The sequence below is a fragment of the Bacillus sp. Bvel1 genome, from assembly GCF_014872755.1.
Classification (GTDB): Bacteria; Bacillota; Bacilli; order Bacillales; family Bacillaceae; genus Bacillus; species Bacillus velezensis.
Genome location: NZ_JAAOBZ010000008.1, coordinates 521,013 through 537,392 on the forward strand (window position 1 = coordinate 521,013; position 16,380 = coordinate 537,392).

The window sequence follows — 16,380 nt, forward strand, 5'->3', positions numbered from 1 at the left end:
CTATACTCCTGCGGCCGCTCCGTCGCCGCGCGGGTCGGCCCCGCCTTGGAGAAAGCCTTCTTCATCAATGACGATCGCTGCCGCATGGCCCATAAGCCCGTCAAAATCACCAACGGTCTCGACGCGGTGGCCGCTCTGCCTTAAGGCTTCTCTCGTTTCAGGGCTGATTCTGCTTTCAACCCTCAGCCCTTCATACTCCTCTCCCCATGTCCGCCCCCAGACCCAGCGCGGCTCATTGATCGCCTGCTGCGGGTCCATTTTGTAATCAATGATGCGCGTAATCATCGCTGTCTGAGTTTGCGGCTGGCCTTCTCCTCCCTGGGTTCCGTACAGGATGTGCGGCTTTCCTTCTTTACAGGCCATCGCCGGCATGAGAGTGTGGAACGTCCGCTTGCCGGGTTCAAGTGTATTGACATGGGATTCATCCAGCGAAAAAAATGACCCGCGGTTTTGCAGCAGAATGCCCGTCTTCCCCGCCGTAACGGCTGACCCGAATTCAAAATAAAGGCTCTGTATAAAGGAAACGGCATTTCCTTCCGCATCTCTGACGGCGGCATAAGCAGTGTCGCTTCCGACCGGACGGCTTAGCGCCGGCGCAGCCGTGTCACCGATTTCTTCCGCCAGCTGCTTTGCATACCGTTTATCAAGCAGCCGATCCAGCGGAATATGAGAAAATGCCGGATCAGTCAGCACTTCATTCCGGTGCTGAAAACTCTTTTTCAGCGCCTCGATCAGCAGATGATAATAGTCAAAGGAGCCGTGTTCAATCTGAGAAAAATCATAGTTTTCCAATATATTGAGCGTCATTAAGCCTGTAAAGCCCTGTGAATTCGGCGGAGCCTGATAGATGCGGTATCCGCGGTAATCAGAGGATACCGGGTTCGTCCACTCGCCGCGGTGGGCTTTAAAGTCATCAAGTGTCAGACGGCTGCCGTTGTTTTGCAGAAAGGATGTGATGCTTTGAGCGAGGTCTCCTTCATAAAAAGCGCTTCTGCCTTTCTCGGCAAGCTGCTCCAAGCTGTCCGCCAAATCCTTTTGGACAAACCGTTCACCGGGCCTGGGCGCTTTTTTGTTTCTCGTAAAAATGGCCGAGGTGTAAGGCGTCGAGGCTAAAAGAGCGAGATTGTGTTCTGTGTGGGCGCACTGGTCGGCGGACACCGGAAATCCGTTTGCCGCGTAATCAAGAGCAGGCTTCAGCACCTCAGCGAGCGAAAGACGCCCGTACGCCGAAAGCACGGCATCCCAGCTGTCCGCCATTCCCGGAACGGTTATGGCGCTTTCTGGCCCGCGCAGAGGGATCGCTTCTCTGCCCCGATACAAGTCTCTCGTCACATGCTTCCCTGAACGGCCGCTCCCGTTATAAGCTTTGATTCGTCCCGTTTCTTTATGGTAAGTGAGCCAAAATGAATCCCCGCCAAGACCCGTCATATGCGGATACACGACTGCCAGGCAGGCGCTGACCGCCACTGCCGCGTCAAACGCGTTTCCTCCCTTTTCCAGAATGCCGGCCCCCGCCTGAGAAGCAAGATAATGCGGATTGACGACCATTTGTTTCGTTCCGATGGTTGAAGTATTCATGGCAAGCCCCTTTACAAATTTTCCTAAGTATAAAAAGCGGCTTCACCGGCATCCACCTTCCTGAAAGAAAAGCTCACACACTATTTACTTTCCGATAAGAAATAATTCTAAGTTATTACGTAACGAAAACAATAAAAAAATTTCTCCTTCATACCGTAACATTTCATGATACAATAATATCCACCAAATGAAGGAAGGTGAAGCCGGTTGGAACATGAGTACAGCATTCCGAATCTTGTCCTTGATGAAACGGATAAACAGATTCTCTCGATTTTGCACGAGGAAGGGAGGATTTCCTATACAGACTTAGGAAAGCGGGTTAACCTGTCGCGAGTGGCGGTTCAGCACCGCATTCAGCATTTACTGGATGCCGGTGTGATTGAAAAATTCACCGCTGTCATCAACCCGGCGAAAATCGGCCGTCATGTGTCCGTGTTTTTTAACGTGGAGGTGGAGCCGCAGTATTTGGAGGAAACCGCATTAAAGCTTGAAAAGGAGCCGGCGGTGACAAGCCTTTATCATATGACCGGACCGAGCAAGCTGCATATGCACGGCATTTTCGCAAATGATCAGGAGATGGAAGAGTTTTTGACAAAACGGCTCTATACGCAAAAAGGCGTCGTCAGCGTCGACTGCCAAATGCTGATTAAACGGTATAAAAGCAGAACGGGCATGAAGCTGTAAGGAGGACATAGCCATGAAACATCCCTATTGGGACATTACGGCGGCGATGGTCCGAACGGGCATTCTCGGATTCGGAGGCGGCCCGTCGGTGATCCCGCTCATCCGCCATGAAGCCGTCAATAAATACAAATGGATAGATGATGATGAATTCGGAGAAATATTAGCGATCGCTAATGCGCTTCCCGGACCGATTGCCACAAAAATGGCTGCGTATCTGGGCTTCAAGCTGAAAGGCACGTTAGGCGCAATCGCGGCAACCCTCGCACATATTCTGCCTACATGTCTCGCTATGGCGGGCTTGTTTGCGGCTGTCAATGTCTTAAGCCGCTCAGCAATCGTTGCCGGCATGATTGGCGCCGTAACACCGGTGATCGCCGTCATGCTCGGCATCATGGCGTACGAGTTTGGCCAAAAAGCGCTTAAAGGTTTCGGCTGGGTCACGGGCATCCTGTTTTTTATCATCGCTTTTATCGGCCTGCAAACGTTACAGATCAATCCCGGCTTTGTCATTATCATTTTCTTGGCATACGGCGCGTTTCATTTTAAATTAAAGGACAAAATCACAAAGAAACGTTCAAAAGATAAAGGAATGCCGGCCTCATGATCTTGATTTATGTATTTATGGCGTTTTTTGTCGCAAACGTACTCGGATATGGAGGCGGACCGGCGTCGATCCCGCTGATGTTTGAAGAAGTCGTCAACAGATACAGCTGGCTCTCAAACGATCAATTCTCAAATATGCTCGCACTTGCGAACGCATTGCCGGGCCCGATCGCAACCAAAATCGCGGCGTATGTCGGCTACAGCGCAGGCGGATGGCCCGGATTCCTGATTGCGCTGATCGCCACCGTCGTACCGTCGGCGCTCGCATTGATCGTCCTCTTGCGCATCATTCAGCGCTTCCGCCAATCCCCCGTCATCAAAGGTATGACGCTGTCCGTCCAGCCTGTCATCGCCGTCATGATGCTCATTCTTACCTGGCAAATCGGCGCAGACGGCATCAAAGCGATCGGCTGGGTTCAAGCGATAGTGATTGCGGGGATTTCCCTCCTTGTCTTGACAAAATTCAAGATGCATCCGGCCTTTCTGATTATCGCGGCGTTTTTGTATGGAGGGCTTGTGATTCCTCATTTATAAAGAAAAGCACCTGGACAGGTGCTTTTTTATTTTGGCCCCACAATGCCGTTTGATATGACAACAGATTCATCGCCTGCATCACTCTTGATGATTTGCTTGACTTGCAGCGTTGCGCCTGCCATTCTCACAAATTGCTGAACCTGAGGCGAATTGGTTTCAGCCTGTATCCAAACAGAAGTCGGCGCTTTCCAAGCTAGAAAGAGTGCAAGAATCAACATACCAGAGATAACCAGCAGCAACTTCATATCGCATCACTTCTTTTCAATAAACGGCTCGCAGCGGACAGCGCCTGTTGATCATGAAGAATATCACCGGGACGATTGCCTTCTCCCAGCACATAGCCTTTAAAGGACATCCCCATAAAATCAAAAATATGTTCAAATTGCTGAATCAGCGGCAGCCCTTTTAGTTTAGGGTTGTCTCCGCCCACTGCTGTTACATATGCCTGCTTCGCTGACATTTGCTGTTTAAAATCAGGAAACCTCGGATCTCTCAGCGTCTGTGACCAGCGATCAATAAACAGCTTTAATGTCCCTGACATGCCAAACCAATAAATTGGGGTGGCGAATACAAGAATATCGCACGGTAATATCAGCTCAATGATAGAATCGTAGTCATCTTGAACAGGACGAAAGCCGCCTTGGGCGTGACGCAGATCTTCAATTGGCCGGATCCGATATTTCCGCAAATGAATGTGCTCCGCATCGAATGCTTGAACAGCCTTCTCCGCAAGAATATCCGTATTTCCGCCAGAACGAGTTCCGCCATTAATAACCGCAATTTTCATGATGCATCTGCTCCTTTGTTTACGAATGATTTTCTTCATCATATAATGGATTCATCAATCAATACAGATGATTATTTCGATTGTTTCAATCGATAAAACCGATTTAGAAAGGGCGAGATCAAATGGAATTGAAGCAGCTGATCACCTTTATTACCGCAGCAGAACATGTAAACTTCACCCTAACCGCCAAGATGCTTAACTATGCACAATCAAGTGTTACCTCTCAGATCAAATCACTGGAAGAAGAAATCGGGACTCCTTTATTTGAACGGCTGGGCAAGCGGCTTTTCCTGACAGAAGCCGGCAAAACGTTCAAATCCTATGCGGAGAAGATCATTGCGTTAACAGAAGAAGCAAAAATGGCCGCAAATCAAGCAAGAGAAACAACCGGAACCTTGAAAATCGGTGCGACGGAAAGCCAGTGCACATACCGCCTTCCGCCTATCATAAAAGAATTCAAACAGGCTTTTCCTCAAGTAAAGCTTATATTCAAACCGTATATTTCCAACGAACAAGCGAAAGAACAGCTCTTGCAGGGCCAGCTTGATATCACTTTCATTTTGGATGTGAATCGGTCGGAAGACGCACTGCACGTTGAATCTCTGATTCAGGATGAAATCAAAATGGTAGCCGCCAATGACCATCCTTTTCCAGCAGACTCACCAGCAACATTGAAGGATCTTCAAAATGAAACCCTTCTGCTGACAGAGGACGGCTGTTCATATCGCACGCTCTTTGAGAACACTTTACATGACGCCGGAGTCTACCCTAATAAATTAGAATTCGTCAGCATAGAAGCCATCAAACAATGCGTGATGGCCGGACTCGGAATCGGACTATTGCCTGAAATGACAGTAAAAGACGATATTGCCGAAGGACGGATGAAAGAACTCAACTGGCAGAATGAATGCCCCGTTTTTACTCAACTAGCATGGCATAAGGACAAGTGGATGTCTGCGCCATTAAAGGCATTTATCGATTTGACGCGAAAAACATTCAAATAAAAACCTGCTGCAAGGACGACAAAGTTTTTAATAAAGCAGACACCAGGCATACAAAAAAACACTTGGTGGCTTAGAGCTCCAAGTGTTACATGTGATTTTTCCGATAAAACGTTCGCAAAACATGCGTTTCAAGGTCAGCCAGACGGACAGGGATCGGCAGCCTGCTTTCTCGATTGATCATTTTCATTGTGATCTGATAGCTGCTTTCTAAATCAATGTTATGTCCGCAAGACAAGAAGATAGGCTTCACGTCCCGCCGTGTCCGAAGCGCCCGGCCATATACCTCGCCGTCAATGAGAATATCGGTGTAGGCGCCGACTTCATTTTCAGGCATCTCAAAATCGCAGCCTTTGATTTTGAGATAGGTTTTCGCAATCCCAATCGTCGGCTTCCCCAGAAAAAAAGCCGCATGGGTGGCAACGCCCATATGATTGTAATGCAGATACCCGTTGCCATCAAACAAAAACACATCCGGCTCCGTCTCCAGCTTTTTGGCCGCTTCGATGATCAGCGGCAGCTCGCGAAACGCAAGAAAACCGGACACATACGGCACGCTGATTTTCCCCATGCTGTGCACTTTTTCAATCACCTCTGTTGTATCAGCGTCAATCACGATGATACTGCACACCCCGTACGGTTCCCCGTCCTGCTCCCAATAAGCGAGGTCGACGCCTGCGCTGGTGTTGACGGAGTCTGGATGGATGACGGGGGATAGGTTGATTTTATGTATAAGAGATTGTTGAGTTCGAATAAAATCCGATTCATCTTTTTGTTCAAAATCGTGAATTTGATGTATTTTCATTTCACTTGTTTTCCTCTCTTAAAATAGTCTTCGCGCTCAATCGTCCTGTGTTTCGATCTAGCGAAGACTCCATATGCTTCATTGAAAAAAGCAGATAGTATAATCTGCTTTTTATTAAAATTCATTTTTCATTTCTTTCATAAAAATAAGATCCAATTGTTTAAGTAATTCTTTAAGTTCAGTACACATAATATCTTCTAAAGGATTTTCCCAATCTTTGTTTTTTATCAGTTCAATGCCATAACTGCCGGTTGGATCCCCTTCTGGGTACCACCCTACAAGCAGCAAATTTTTAGTTTTATGAGAAACTGCAGGAGATCTTGATTAAAGTCAAATAACCAAGCATCATCATTTTCCTCTAGAGTTTTAGGGTCAGTATCTTTTAATGGAATATAATCAACAGTCCACCCCGCTGGTATCTTAAGCCTTAAGAAATTGGGAACATGTTGGCTTAGGTGCTGCAAACCCTCTAAAACCCCACTTCCCACAGTCCAGATTTGATATTCCAACTCTTCCAATAATTGTTCTATTTCATTAAAAGAGTCTTCTTTATAAATCTTATCTGTTTTTAAGCCCGCTACTATGACATGGTATTAATCATTTTCAAATATTACCTTAATAACAGCATTACGTTTTTCATTTTGTAGTTTTAGTAATTCATATTTTTCTTGCATTCTTTTTTCTGAACTTAAATTGTTCAGTACTACAGACCAGCCATTACAGATTTTTAATGGCAGCAATTGAGAAATATGGTCTCTATCCATAACTGCTTCTCCTTGTACTCCACATTGTTAAATTATTATAAAAAAACTTGCCGATAACAACAAGGCAAGCTCTTAACTATAGCAATTCTAATACATCAGTAAACAAGGCATCTCCTAATGTTAATCTCCTGTTGAAAGGCTGTATATGTGGCAATTCACTCCACTCATACACAGTATCGTAGTAATCATACAAATAACTGAGTTCGATAAACCCTTTCTCTTGCATTATTTTATTAATATAGTTCGTTCCCTGAATGAATTCTAAAGATTCAGCGGTTCCTACAATGTCATAAGCGCCATCTATTAAATCGTGTCTTAGGGAATAACTATAATCTAATACATAAACAGGAACCAATTTAGATACTTTCATATTGATTTGCTGTTCTAAATGAAAACCATTTTCCCCAGAAAGATCTTGCAAATGGATATCAATTTCTCCTGAAGGATTGTTTAAATCTCTAACTTCAATTTTTTTCAAACCTTTTATTTGATTAAATTCATCAGGTACTTTTATTTTCTCTGCGCATTTGCTCTTGTACCATTCGTCTAATTCCCTATTCACAAATAGACGATGAAGCAATTCACCGATTTCAGGGTATTCATTAATAAATCTGATTCCATGTTCCATAGTTTTAACCATCCCATCTTCTTGAAGGCTCGCCTTTTTTCGTCTGCTTACCAGTTACAGGATCAAACTCTCCTAAATGCTCTGTTCTTCTGCGGTTCCACTTTTCTAATTTACCATGCCGGGAATCCCATTGCCAATTAAACCCATCTCTATCTGACCAAGATTTTCTTTTTAATCTTTCTTTTATTTGTATCATACCTCTTTCTTCCATCCAGTTAGTTGGTTCTTTTAAACGATATCCATTTGAATTGTCTCCAACTATCTTCTCTTTATCAGCTAGCGCAGCATTGTATTCTTCAGTCCGTTTCTTTTTACTGTAGTTAGTACCATTATGAGCAACATAATCATTTTGAGTCATCCCCTCAGGTTTTTCCAACCATTTTGGTTTTTTTGACTGGCTACTCGCCATCTTCACAATCCCAAGTTCTTTAACAGCCGTCTTTTCCACATCGACACGGACTGTTGGGAATCCGTACGTAAAGCCGTTCGCTGTTACTGGGCGTTCTGCGTACACGCGGACGTTTGTCGGGACTTTGAATTGTTTAACTTTTTCTAGTGTCTTGTTAGCTTTTTGAACTTTTGAATGGGTTGCAAGCGGTATGCCTTTGTTTACATGCTTCGCCAATGCGCCGGCACCAACCAAACTCAGCGCAGCTTCCAACGCCCCTTGCTTCCGTTTTTCCTCAGACACTTTGTTTCCGAACATATCCCGTCCTGTGACGGCTTCTGAGAATCCGTTTGAGGCGACAAGACCGTATGCGCCCATTTCTGTCATTTTGAGAATGTCTAAGGATTTTCCGGTTTTATAGGCATCTAAAGCATGTTCTGCGGCATTGACGGTTTTTCCGGTTTTGTAAATGGCTTTTCCGCCTTTGAAAGCGCGGCCCGCCCAGCCGACGACCGGTATGAATCCGGCGGCGGCCATCGCTCCTGCTGTGACGCGTTCTGCGGTGGAGAGTTTTTCTTCTGTGACAAGTTGTATTCAAAAGTTGATACAAGTTATTTATGTATCAACTTCCATCCATTTTATTTGCACTTGCTCTTTAATTTTAACTTCTTGATATTTCAAACTATAGCCACCTTCAGCTTGGACTCCTAAGTCAAGACAAAGTTTCAAATCCTGTAACGTTCCCCCGTTTTTTGCGGATAACGTGTTCGTAACGTAAATCTGTTAAATGCACTTTACGATGACCTCAAAACTTAATACACCCTTTTTTCTTCTACTATCATCATACAATGCTCACACCCATTACAATCTATAAAAATTAACACTTAGCGCTCTTTAAAATTTTTTCACGTTAAACCACAAAAAAGCACTTGTTGCCTTTCGTAGACAATCAAGCGCTTTAAGTTCATATATTTTTAAGTACCATTAAATTTATAAGTTTTTGGTTACAGTATGACACCTTTTATATGTCGTGACGACTACTACGTTAAAACTTACGAGTTTGTCCGAGTCCGTTAGTTTCATATACATTCCATGTATTTATATTCATCACCCAGTAAAAAGTGATCTCGCCTAAGCTCGTACTTCGTTTTCTATTCTATCATTGCACACAGTACTCCATGATGGTACAACTATCAATGAGTTTTTACTTTTAGCAACCTATTTTAAATTGCAACATCCTGATAACCTACTTCAATTATTTTTTCATTTAATAGACGAATCCCTAATCCATTTTCTGTATCCCATGAACAGTTAAATGTAATTCCAATATCTCGTCCTTCAAAAATATCCGCATATGGAATAACAATTCCATCTAAAGTTATCATTTCTAGTGTTTGTTCAGGCGTTTCAATTAATGGGTAATTTTTCATTTAATTCAATATCATAACCCAGTTCATGTCGCTTCTGTTTGTAATAGTCTAATATTGATTGCAATAATTTTGGCTGTAAATCCTCCCAATTCTGCATTAATGCTTGATATATCATATACTGTTCATCAAACTCTCCATCTTCTTCACCATCTATCACCAAAGAGATCTCAGATTCTTTTCCAAAAAAACGAATAATGGTATCCTTAACCCAACCATACTCATATTCAAGTTCACCAAAAATTGGATCGTTTATAGGCATTTTATATCTCCTCTTTTTGTTTATTAGCAAACCCCCCAGGTTTAAAAGCTCCTGCGTTTATTTCTCCTACACCACCAAGGTGTCCGAATTCACTATTAATTTTTGTTGGCACAAGTTGCATTGTTTTAACATCATTTAATTCATGCCATGTTAATTTATTTTTTTCTCGATATTTTTTATATCTCTTGCACTAATTTTACCAGATTCCATCCCAAATTGACTTGCTAACTCAGGTGAGCCATTAATTTGGTCAGCTGATTTTTGATCTGATTGAACAAAATTAGCTCGTCTGGCTTTCCCCCCATAAGTTCCTTTTCCTCCAAGCATATAGTTGATTTCAACTTGTGCTTTTGCTATTGGTGAAAAATCAGGAACTCCATTTTTATATTGAAACCTTTTATACCAACCTCATCTAATATTCTTTTCAATTTAGGGTCTGGTGAAGGTTTAAGCGTACTTAAAGATTCTCCTCTAATTCCTTCAAATTGAATCTTTGGATTGATCTGTGCAGGTGTTTGATTCATACGATAGGGCATACATTTTAAAGTTATTTGTACGCACTCTATAATTTGGTAAAACATCATATAAGGCTTATAAGGATCACCTCTACTCTCTAAATAGAAAACAGTTTATTCGGCACTCACCCCCACTAAAAAAGCCTTAAAAGAAAATAAAAATCTTTTAAGGCTTTTCATTACTAGAGGTTATTGATTTTGTCTTTATAAACTTTTAAAATTGTTGTGTTTAAATCACTGATTTCTGAGAAATGCCATTCAAACGTCGTTAGAATTCTATGAAGTTCAAATAACATTTTCTCTATTTCATCACCATCGTTCTTATCCAATGAACCAAAATTGTTTAATATAATATCTAAATCTCTAGTTAACACCCTAAAATCTTCAAGGTTCTCGTACTGTTCATCTAAATCTTCTTTATTTATAATATTAATACTTGAATTAAGTTTATCTAGTATGTCCAATATTCCTTCTAACTTTTTATCCATATCAATTCCTCCACTGTTATTTCCACCCCTTAACTACTCGTCCAAGTGCTTTCTTAGTCTTGTCAGGGTTTAAAGTACCATCTAAATTCAATACGTATTTCACATTTCCCGTCTTATCTATTACTTCTAAATGGTCTTTGTGTAATGCGTCAAGATAAACTCCATAACCCTTTTTCAGATATTGGTTATCAGTTTTCTTTTCCACCTTATAAATTGATTGTCCATCGTACTTTACTTTTGATTTTGATAAGGAATTACTTATTTTTTTTCCAAATTCCATATCAAAAAACTCATTCATATTTGAAACAGGTTTAACAATACCCTTAATACCTTTACCACTACTCGCCATCTTCACAATCCCAAGTTCTTTAACAGCCGTCTTTTCCACATCGACACGGACTGTTGGGAATCCGTACGTAAAGCCGTTCGCTGTTACTGGGCGTTCTGCGTACACGCGGACGTTTGTCGGGACTTTGAATTGTTTAACTTTTTCTAGTGTCTTGTTAGCTTTTTGAACTTTTGAATGGGTTGCAAGCGGTATGCCTTTGTTTACATGCTTCGCCAATGCGCCGGCACCAACCAAACTCAGCGCAGCTTCCAACGCCCCTTGCTTCCGTTTTTCCTCAGACACTTTGTTTCCGAACATATCCCGTCCTGTGACGGCTTCTGAGAATCCGTTTGAGGCGACAAGACCGTATGCGCCCATTTCTGTCATTTTGAGAATGTCTAAGGATTTTCCGGTTTTATAGGCATCTAAAGCATGTTCTGCGGCATTGACGGTTTTTCCGGTTTTGTAAATGGCTTTTCCGCCTTTGAAAGCGCGGCCCGCCCAGCCGACGACCGGTATGAATCCGGCGGCGGCCATCGCTCCTGCTGTGACGCGTTCTGCGGTGGAGAGTTTTTCGCCGGTCACCGGATCAACGCCTTCGGCTGCTCTTTTATAATCATAATAGCCGGTGACTTCGCCGGTAAAGTTGCAGATTCCGTCCCATGTTTTTTCGTACCATGGTTTATTGGCTTCTTCTTCAGCCTTTTCCTGAAGCCGTCTTGCTTCGGCCTGCTGGGCTTTTGCGTCAATATAGTCCGTGCCCTGTTTTTCTGTCGCCATGACGCTTTTGTAGATTTCATTGCTGTGGAAGGCTTTTTTGTCATAGTACATAGGGGAGGCGCTTTTCCCGTTGCTGGTGGCCTGCATAAGAACGGAATATTTGCTGAGCACTGCGTTGTCCAGAGATTCTAAGTTTTGATATTCAGCGGTCAGGGATTCATCAAGCGTATCGACTGCCGTGATCGTGTCGCGTCTGGTTTTCTGGGCATCACCCATTTTATCTGCGTAATCATCCAGCGTATATGTATCGAGATGAATAATATCACTGATGCCAGACAAAATCGAATCGATTTCTGCTTTATGAGCGGAGACAATCTCTGAAGCTCTCAAATCCGCATTGGGCAGCTCATGCTCTAAAAATGAAGTCTCCGCATATGTATCGCTGAGCTCTTGATCTTTAATGTCACCTGAAATGCCATTTAAAAACGCAATTTGAGCAGAGACAAGCGTCAGCCAGCTGTCGGCGATTTCCGCTTGTCCCTGAAAAAAATCTTTTATATTGTCTGCGCCTTTCCCTTTCAAAGCATCACCCAGATCGGCCACGCCTTGAAAGGCTTGTTTGAGCGCACGCAGCTGTTCTTCAAGGGCTTCGTATTGTTTCTTTCTCTTATCTGCTTCGTCCGTTAACGATTGTGATTCAAACACTTTGCTCATCGGCAAGTCCTTTCTTTCGTTATTTTACGGCGATCGCCTCGTCCTGTTCCTTCAAAGAATCTACGTTGTCTTTAACGTCCGCGATGTTCTTATGAACGGCCTGCTTGTATTCGCTGATCATCGATACAAGCTTTGCCTCGCGGGATTGGTATTTGGAGGTATAGTCGAGCTTGTTTTTTCCGTTTGTACCGGCGTTCCCGATAGAAACGGCCTCCAAAGCGCTGCTGACGGATTCAAGCTGCTTCATGACGGCTCCGTATTTGAGTTTTATTTCTGCCATTAAAACCAACTCCAGCTTTTTTTGATTGATTGTATTTTTTCTCCGACCGTGTCAAGGGCTTCTTCTCCCAGCGTCAGCAGGTGCTCTGCCTCTCTCGCGATGCTTCTGGCGGCAAGGAGCCCTCCTTTTTCAATTTCAAGCTGTGTCATCTTTAAGCCGATTCTGTAAATATAACCGTCGTATTTGTCTGTGACGATTCTGTATGCTTCTGTATGGGCCTGATCGCGCCGGTCATCAAATTCTTCAGCAAAAGTGCCGGTCCAATGATGATCCAGGTGCGGCCTGAGGATGTCCCTGATTTCAGACACGCCCTCTTCCTGCAGAGATTCTATCTCTCTTTTCGCTTCTTTTAATTTATCAATTTGGTGTTCGATCTCGCCCAGTTTATGGCTGATGGTGCTGTTAATATGGCTTAATGTGCTTGAATGGCTCATCTGTTTTCACCTCGTCTTACGCAAAAAGTCGTACAAAAAGCACAGACTTTTCCATACTATATTTCCATATATTATATTTTAAAATAGACAGAAAGCAGCTTAAATAGGTTAAATGACTTATTTTCAGCAGCCGAGATGCTCATCATTAACGCCAAAAGACTCACTTAAACGGCATATCCATTCATTGATCTCCTCTATGTATCCATGATAAATTCCCTAAAAAAAAAGAGACAGTGATTAACCGTCTCCTTTGCCTTGTATCATGATTCTAATAATGTCGTTAACTGCAGTCCCAGTTGTACAAAACGTTTGAGAAATCTTTTTTCTTCAAATCTTCCGGTCTGATAAAGAAATTGGCGATTCCCACATCTCCCCACATCGAATCAATGTCATCATCTGAATCAATTTGCAAGAGCAGAATCGTATGGTTTTGATGGGAATAAGACCGCGGATCTTCCTGGGTGAAGGACGCATAGCCGCCGATTTTATGGCCGAATGCGTTCACCGTATATTCGTCATACACCTCATCGTCAAACTGCTCGAAATAGCCGAAGGCATCCATCCCGGCATACTGCCTGAATTGAAAATCAGACGGGAGCACCCATTCAGCAGACAGCTCAGGGGTGATCAGCGCTTCGGATTGAATCGGAAAATCGTACTCCTCTTCAACCTGAACGAAAGAAAAATCATCCATGAGCTCCTCTTCCCGATCTGTCACGTGCTCAAAATACTTGACGCAGAAACCCGTTTGCGCGCACCCGTCGTCAAAATTCAAACCGTATACGTCATCACTGACCGATATGTAAAACTGAAGAATGCCGGTGTCCGGAAAATCAGGAAGTCCGGGCATATCCGCAAAATTGATTTGGGCGAGAAGCTTCATCGGCCTGCCGCTTTCATCTTCAGGGTATGGTTCATGTTTTGGAAAATAGGGGTCTCCGGCAATTTTACTGTCATACCGTCCCGTTTCAGCTTTTTTGACGTGCAGTTTGATAAAGGGCCGTGCTGACGTTTCCAGCAGACCGCGGGATGATTCCATTTGCTTCGGCAATTTCCATGTGTTTTCCACGATTAATATCTCCTTCGTCTCTATTGATTGTATGATAAAAGGCCGGCGCGGACCGCCGGCCTTTCAAGTGACAGAATCAGTCTGAGGCACGACGGCTCTTCTTCCGATTGAGATATATTCCACGCCCGCCTGTTCCGCTTCCTCAAGCGAGTGGCAGTTTCTCCCGTCGAAAATAACCGGGGTTTCCATCAGCTCTTTGTACGCTTCAAGCGGGAAGTGTTTAATTTGTTCCCAATCTGTCAGAATCAGGACGGCATCCGCTCCCCTGACGGCTTCTTCTATGGACTCCCGATAGGAAACCGCAGCCGGAAGCAGCCCGGAAGCCCGGAATGAAGCGATCGGATCGTACGCTGTCATCCGGGCGTCAAGAGCCGCCAGACGATCCGCAATGACAATGGACGGGGCATCCCGCATATCATCTGTATTCGGCTTAAAAGACAGCCCTAATAACGCGATGGTTTTCCCCGTCACACCGCCCAGCCTGTTCAGCACTTTATCAACCAGCATGGACTGCTGGTTATTGTTGACTTTAATGACGGACTTCAGCAATTCAAAATCATGCTCCACATGTCCCGCGATCTGCACGAGGGCGTTTGTATCCTTCGGAAAACAGGAACCGCCGTAACCGATGCCGGCTCTTAAGAATTGATTGCCGATCCGTTTATCCAATCCCATTCCGTGTGCGACTGATTCCACATCCGCACCGACTTTTTCACATATATGAGAAATTTCATTAATAAAACTGATTTTTGCCGCTAAAAATGCGTTTGACGCATATTTGATCATCTCAGCGCTTCTGATGTCCGTATGATATACCGGAATCGCAAGCGGCGCGAAAACCCGGTCAAGCGTTTCCCGCGTCTGCCGGTCTTCAGCCCCGATCACGATGCGGTCGCCGTGAAAGGTATCGTGAATCGCCGAACCTTCACGGAGAAATTCCGGATTCGAAGCGATTGAAATGTTCACGTCCGCTCTCAGCCGTGAATGAATAACTTCGCTGATTCTGTCATTCGTTCCCACGGGAACCGTGCTTTTTGTCACGACGATCGCATCTTTAGAAATATGTTCGGCAATCTGTTCGGCGACATTTTCAATATAAGTAAGGTTTGCGTGCCCGTCTTCTTTTTGCGGCGTTCCGACCGCTATAAAAATAACGTCCGCTTCCGCAAGCCCTTTTTCGTAGCTCGTTTCAAATGCCAGCCGATGCCGGCCGATATTTCGTTTCATCATATCTTCAAGGCCCGGTTCAAAGATAGGGGACAATCCCTTTCTCATCTGCTCAACCTTACGTTCGTCAATATCTATGCATGTTACGTCATGGCCGATTTCTGAAAGAGACACTCCTGTCACAAGACCGACGTAGCCTGTTCCGATCACTGTTATTTTCATCGTGTTCCCCCAACCGTTTAGAAATTGCTGCTGGGCAGCTTACCGCTATTATCATATGATCCCGGCGCCGGCGGAATGCCGGGAGCCTGAGGCCATGATAGGAAAAAACGGCGCCGGCCGCTGATAATAGCATAAGCATAAAAGAATCATCTTGCAAAACAGCCGCTTACGCTTCATTTAAACGGGATGGAGACGACGATTAAAAAAGACCCCAGCGCTTACGGCGGGCCACAGGCAGCGGAGGTTCCTTATAAACGGCTTTGTTTTCAGCGAGAAGCGCCGCATTTTCCGTGAGCATGTAAATCAGCTCCGCTCCTGCTTCTTTTTTCAGAACGCTGATCGCCTCCTGATAATAAAAATTTCTCGGTCCGAGATTATGGGCGTCAGATGCGAGAAAGTGGATCAAATTCGCTTCCATCAGCTGCAGCGAAAAGGATTTCGCTTTCCGCCCGAATGCTCCGGCAATGCAGCCGGCCGTCACTTGGGCGGCCGCCCCTTTCTTCACAAGACTGTAAAGGACGGAAGGATTTTCGCGAATTTCCCTGTTCCGCTCCGGATGGGCGATGACGGGGACATATCCGTTCAGCTGCAGTTCGTAAAACAGCCTTTCAGCATAGGCCGGGACATGATCCGCCGGAAATTCCGCCAGCACATACTTTGTATTATGGAGCGGGGCAAGCGAGCCGCTTTGAAGACCTGCCAGCAGATCTCCGCCTATTCTGATTTCCTGGCCTGGCAGAACAGTCAGCGGAATGCCTTCCTTATTCAAACGTTTGTTTAACAGGCTGACCGCTTCGTTGACCGTATGCCGGTCCGTGTCATAGCGGTATTTCACATGATGCGGCGTCGCGATGATCGTATCAATCCCCTGTCTGACCGCTTCTCTCGCCATCCTCAGGCTTTCTGTATCATCCGCCGCGCCGTCGTCTATGGAAGGAAGAATGTGACAATGGATATCTATCATATTTCAATCCCTCCTTAA

The 16,380-nt window shown here is 44.5% G+C and carries 16 protein-coding genes and 4 pseudogenes; 4 read left to right on the plus strand and 16 right to left on the minus strand.

Going from position 1 to position 16,380, the window contains the following annotated elements; translation table 11 throughout:
* On the minus strand, window positions 1-1,578 hold the full coding sequence (gene ggt, locus HAP68_RS16920; RefSeq protein WP_184123322.1) for a gamma-glutamyltransferase: 1,578 nt from the start codon (window positions 1,576-1,578) through the stop codon (window positions 1-3).
* A 207-nt stretch (window positions 1,579-1,785) separates the two neighbouring features.
* Here ggt and chrS point away from each other — a divergent pair, with 207 nt between their 5' ends.
* Genes chrS through chrA form a run of 3 tightly spaced genes read left to right on the plus strand, consistent with a single transcriptional unit; the run spans window position 1,786 to window position 3,399 of the window.
* Window positions 1,786-2,262, plus strand: a complete 477-nt coding sequence (chrS, locus tag HAP68_RS16925; protein ID WP_003151298.1) for a chromate efflux transcriptional regulator ChrS — start codon at window positions 1,786-1,788, stop codon at window positions 2,260-2,262.
* Between the two features lie 13 nt (window positions 2,263-2,275).
* A complete protein-coding gene (gene chrB, locus HAP68_RS16930) occupies window positions 2,276-2,866 on the plus strand; it encodes a chromate efflux transporter subunit ChrB (protein ID WP_003151297.1) in 591 nt (196 codons plus the stop codon).
* The gene (gene chrA / locus HAP68_RS16935) at window positions 2,863-3,399 is read left to right on the plus strand and encodes a chromate resistance efflux protein ChrA (RefSeq protein ID WP_014305969.1); all 537 of its coding nucleotides are present in this window, start codon (window positions 2,863-2,865) and stop codon (window positions 3,397-3,399) included. The genes chrB and chrA overlap by 4 nt, the downstream gene beginning before the upstream one ends.
* Window positions 3,400-3,425: 26 nt before the next feature.
* On the opposite strand, the gene HAP68_RS16940 is transcribed toward chrA, so the two are convergent.
* The gene (locus tag HAP68_RS16940) at window positions 3,426-3,644 is read right to left on the minus strand and encodes a hypothetical protein (protein WP_014305970.1); all 219 of its coding nucleotides are present in this window, start codon (window positions 3,642-3,644) and stop codon (window positions 3,426-3,428) included.
* Window positions 3,641-4,186, minus strand: a complete 546-nt coding sequence (locus tag HAP68_RS16945; RefSeq protein WP_024085892.1) for a flavodoxin family protein — start codon at window positions 4,184-4,186, stop codon at window positions 3,641-3,643. The genes HAP68_RS16940 and HAP68_RS16945 overlap by 4 nt, the downstream gene beginning before the upstream one ends.
* A gap of 122 nt (window positions 4,187-4,308) precedes the next feature.
* On the opposite strand from HAP68_RS16945, the gene HAP68_RS16950 reads away from it, so the two are divergent.
* Window positions 4,309-5,190: a LysR family transcriptional regulator gene (locus HAP68_RS16950; protein WP_003151293.1), complete on the plus strand. Its 882-nt coding sequence runs from the start codon at window positions 4,309-4,311 to the stop codon at window positions 5,188-5,190.
* An 85-nt stretch (window positions 5,191-5,275) separates the two neighbouring features.
* On the opposite strand, the gene HAP68_RS16955 is transcribed toward HAP68_RS16950, so the two are convergent.
* The 13 genes and pseudogenes from HAP68_RS16955 to HAP68_RS17015 all read right to left on the minus strand — a co-directional run bounded on the left by HAP68_RS16955 (window position 5,276) and on the right by HAP68_RS17015 (window position 16,362).
* Window positions 5,276-5,992: an endonuclease V gene (locus HAP68_RS16955; RefSeq protein WP_024085893.1), complete on the minus strand. Its 717-nt coding sequence runs from the start codon at window positions 5,990-5,992 to the stop codon at window positions 5,276-5,278.
* A 114-nt stretch (window positions 5,993-6,106) separates the two neighbouring features.
* A pseudogene (locus tag HAP68_RS16960) lies at window positions 6,107-6,756 on the minus strand (hypothetical protein).
* 76 nt (window positions 6,757-6,832) lie between these two features.
* Window positions 6,833-7,384 (minus strand): hypothetical protein, encoded by a 552-nt coding sequence (locus HAP68_RS16965; RefSeq protein ID WP_041482406.1) that lies wholly within the window; start codon window positions 7,382-7,384, stop codon window positions 6,833-6,835.
* Window positions 7,385-7,388: 4 nt separating this feature from the next.
* Window positions 7,389-8,357: pseudogene (locus tag HAP68_RS16970) on the minus strand (colicin E3/pyocin S6 family cytotoxin); the annotation flags it as partial.
* 638 nt (window positions 8,358-8,995) lie between these two features.
* Window positions 8,996-9,461 (minus strand): annotated as a pseudogene (locus HAP68_RS16975) (DUF6985 domain-containing protein).
* Window position 9,462: 1 nt separating this feature from the next.
* Window positions 9,463-9,988 (minus strand): annotated as a pseudogene (locus HAP68_RS16980) (HNH endonuclease); the annotation flags it as partial.
* Window positions 9,989-10,158: 170 nt separating this feature from the next.
* Window positions 10,159-10,464: a hypothetical protein gene (locus tag HAP68_RS16985; RefSeq protein WP_003151282.1), complete on the minus strand. Its 306-nt coding sequence runs from the start codon at window positions 10,462-10,464 to the stop codon at window positions 10,159-10,161.
* A gap of 16 nt (window positions 10,465-10,480) precedes the next feature.
* Complete coding sequence (locus HAP68_RS16990; protein ID WP_192580582.1) at window positions 10,481-12,226, minus strand: ribonuclease YeeF family protein; 1,746 nt, start codon at window positions 12,224-12,226, stop codon at window positions 10,481-10,483.
* A gap of 19 nt (window positions 12,227-12,245) precedes the next feature.
* Window positions 12,246-12,506 (minus strand): YwqI/YxiC family protein, encoded by a 261-nt coding sequence (locus tag HAP68_RS16995; RefSeq protein WP_003151276.1) that lies wholly within the window; start codon window positions 12,504-12,506, stop codon window positions 12,246-12,248.
* Window positions 12,506-12,940: a coiled-coil domain-containing protein gene (locus HAP68_RS17000; protein ID WP_003151273.1), complete on the minus strand. Its 435-nt coding sequence runs from the start codon at window positions 12,938-12,940 to the stop codon at window positions 12,506-12,508. The genes HAP68_RS16995 and HAP68_RS17000 overlap by 1 nt, the downstream gene beginning before the upstream one ends.
* 280 nt (window positions 12,941-13,220) lie before the next feature.
* Window positions 13,221-14,009, minus strand: a complete 789-nt coding sequence (locus HAP68_RS17005; protein ID WP_003151271.1) for a YwqG family protein — start codon at window positions 14,007-14,009, stop codon at window positions 13,221-13,223.
* A 63-nt stretch (window positions 14,010-14,072) separates the two neighbouring features.
* Window positions 14,073-15,398, minus strand: a complete 1,326-nt coding sequence (locus HAP68_RS17010; RefSeq protein WP_015387591.1) for a UDP-glucose dehydrogenase family protein — start codon at window positions 15,396-15,398, stop codon at window positions 14,073-14,075.
* Window positions 15,399-15,597: 199 nt separating this feature from the next.
* The gene (locus HAP68_RS17015) at window positions 15,598-16,362 is read right to left on the minus strand and encodes a tyrosine-protein phosphatase (protein WP_024085900.1); all 765 of its coding nucleotides are present in this window, start codon (window positions 16,360-16,362) and stop codon (window positions 15,598-15,600) included.
* Between the last annotated feature and the right edge of the window lie 18 nt (window positions 16,363-16,380).

Excerpts from the sequence above, each read along its gene's own strand:
- ggt (WP_184123322.1), bottom strand. The coding sequence starts at position 1,578 with ATGAATACTTCAACCATCGGAACGAAACAAATGGTCGTCAATCCGCAT.
- chrB (WP_003151297.1), top strand. The coding sequence starts at position 2,276 with ATGAAACATCCCTATTGGGACATTACGGCGGCGATGGTCCGAACGGGC.
- HAP68_RS17010 (WP_015387591.1), bottom strand. The coding sequence starts at position 15,398 with ATGAAAATAACAGTGATCGGAACAGGCTACGTCGGTCTTGTGACAGGA.
- chrA (WP_014305969.1), top strand. The coding sequence starts at position 2,863 with ATGATCTTGATTTATGTATTTATGGCGTTTTTTGTCGCAAACGTACTC.
- HAP68_RS16950 (WP_003151293.1), top strand. The coding sequence starts at position 4,309 with ATGGAATTGAAGCAGCTGATCACCTTTATTACCGCAGCAGAACATGTA.
- HAP68_RS16940 (WP_014305970.1), bottom strand. The coding sequence starts at position 3,644 with ATGAAGTTGCTGCTGGTTATCTCTGGTATGTTGATTCTTGCACTCTTT.
- HAP68_RS17000 (WP_003151273.1), bottom strand. The coding sequence starts at position 12,940 with ATGAGCCATTCAAGCACATTAAGCCATATTAACAGCACCATCAGCCAT.
- HAP68_RS16945 (WP_024085892.1), bottom strand. The coding sequence starts at position 4,186 with ATGAAAATTGCGGTTATTAATGGCGGAACTCGTTCTGGCGGAAATACG.
- HAP68_RS16985 (WP_003151282.1), bottom strand. The coding sequence starts at position 10,464 with ATGGATAAAAAGTTAGAAGGAATATTGGACATACTAGATAAACTTAAT.
- HAP68_RS17015 (WP_024085900.1), bottom strand. The coding sequence starts at position 16,362 with ATGATAGATATCCATTGTCACATTCTTCCTTCCATAGACGACGGCGCG.
- HAP68_RS16955 (WP_024085893.1), bottom strand. The coding sequence starts at position 5,992 with ATGAAAATACATCAAATTCACGATTTTGAACAAAAAGATGAATCGGAT.
- HAP68_RS16965 (WP_041482406.1), bottom strand. The coding sequence starts at position 7,384 with ATGGAACATGGAATCAGATTTATTAATGAATACCCTGAAATCGGTGAA.
- HAP68_RS16995 (WP_003151276.1), bottom strand. The coding sequence starts at position 12,506 with ATGGCAGAAATAAAACTCAAATACGGAGCCGTCATGAAGCAGCTTGAA.
- HAP68_RS16990 (WP_192580582.1), bottom strand. The coding sequence starts at position 12,226 with ATGAGCAAAGTGTTTGAATCACAATCGTTAACGGACGAAGCAGATAAG.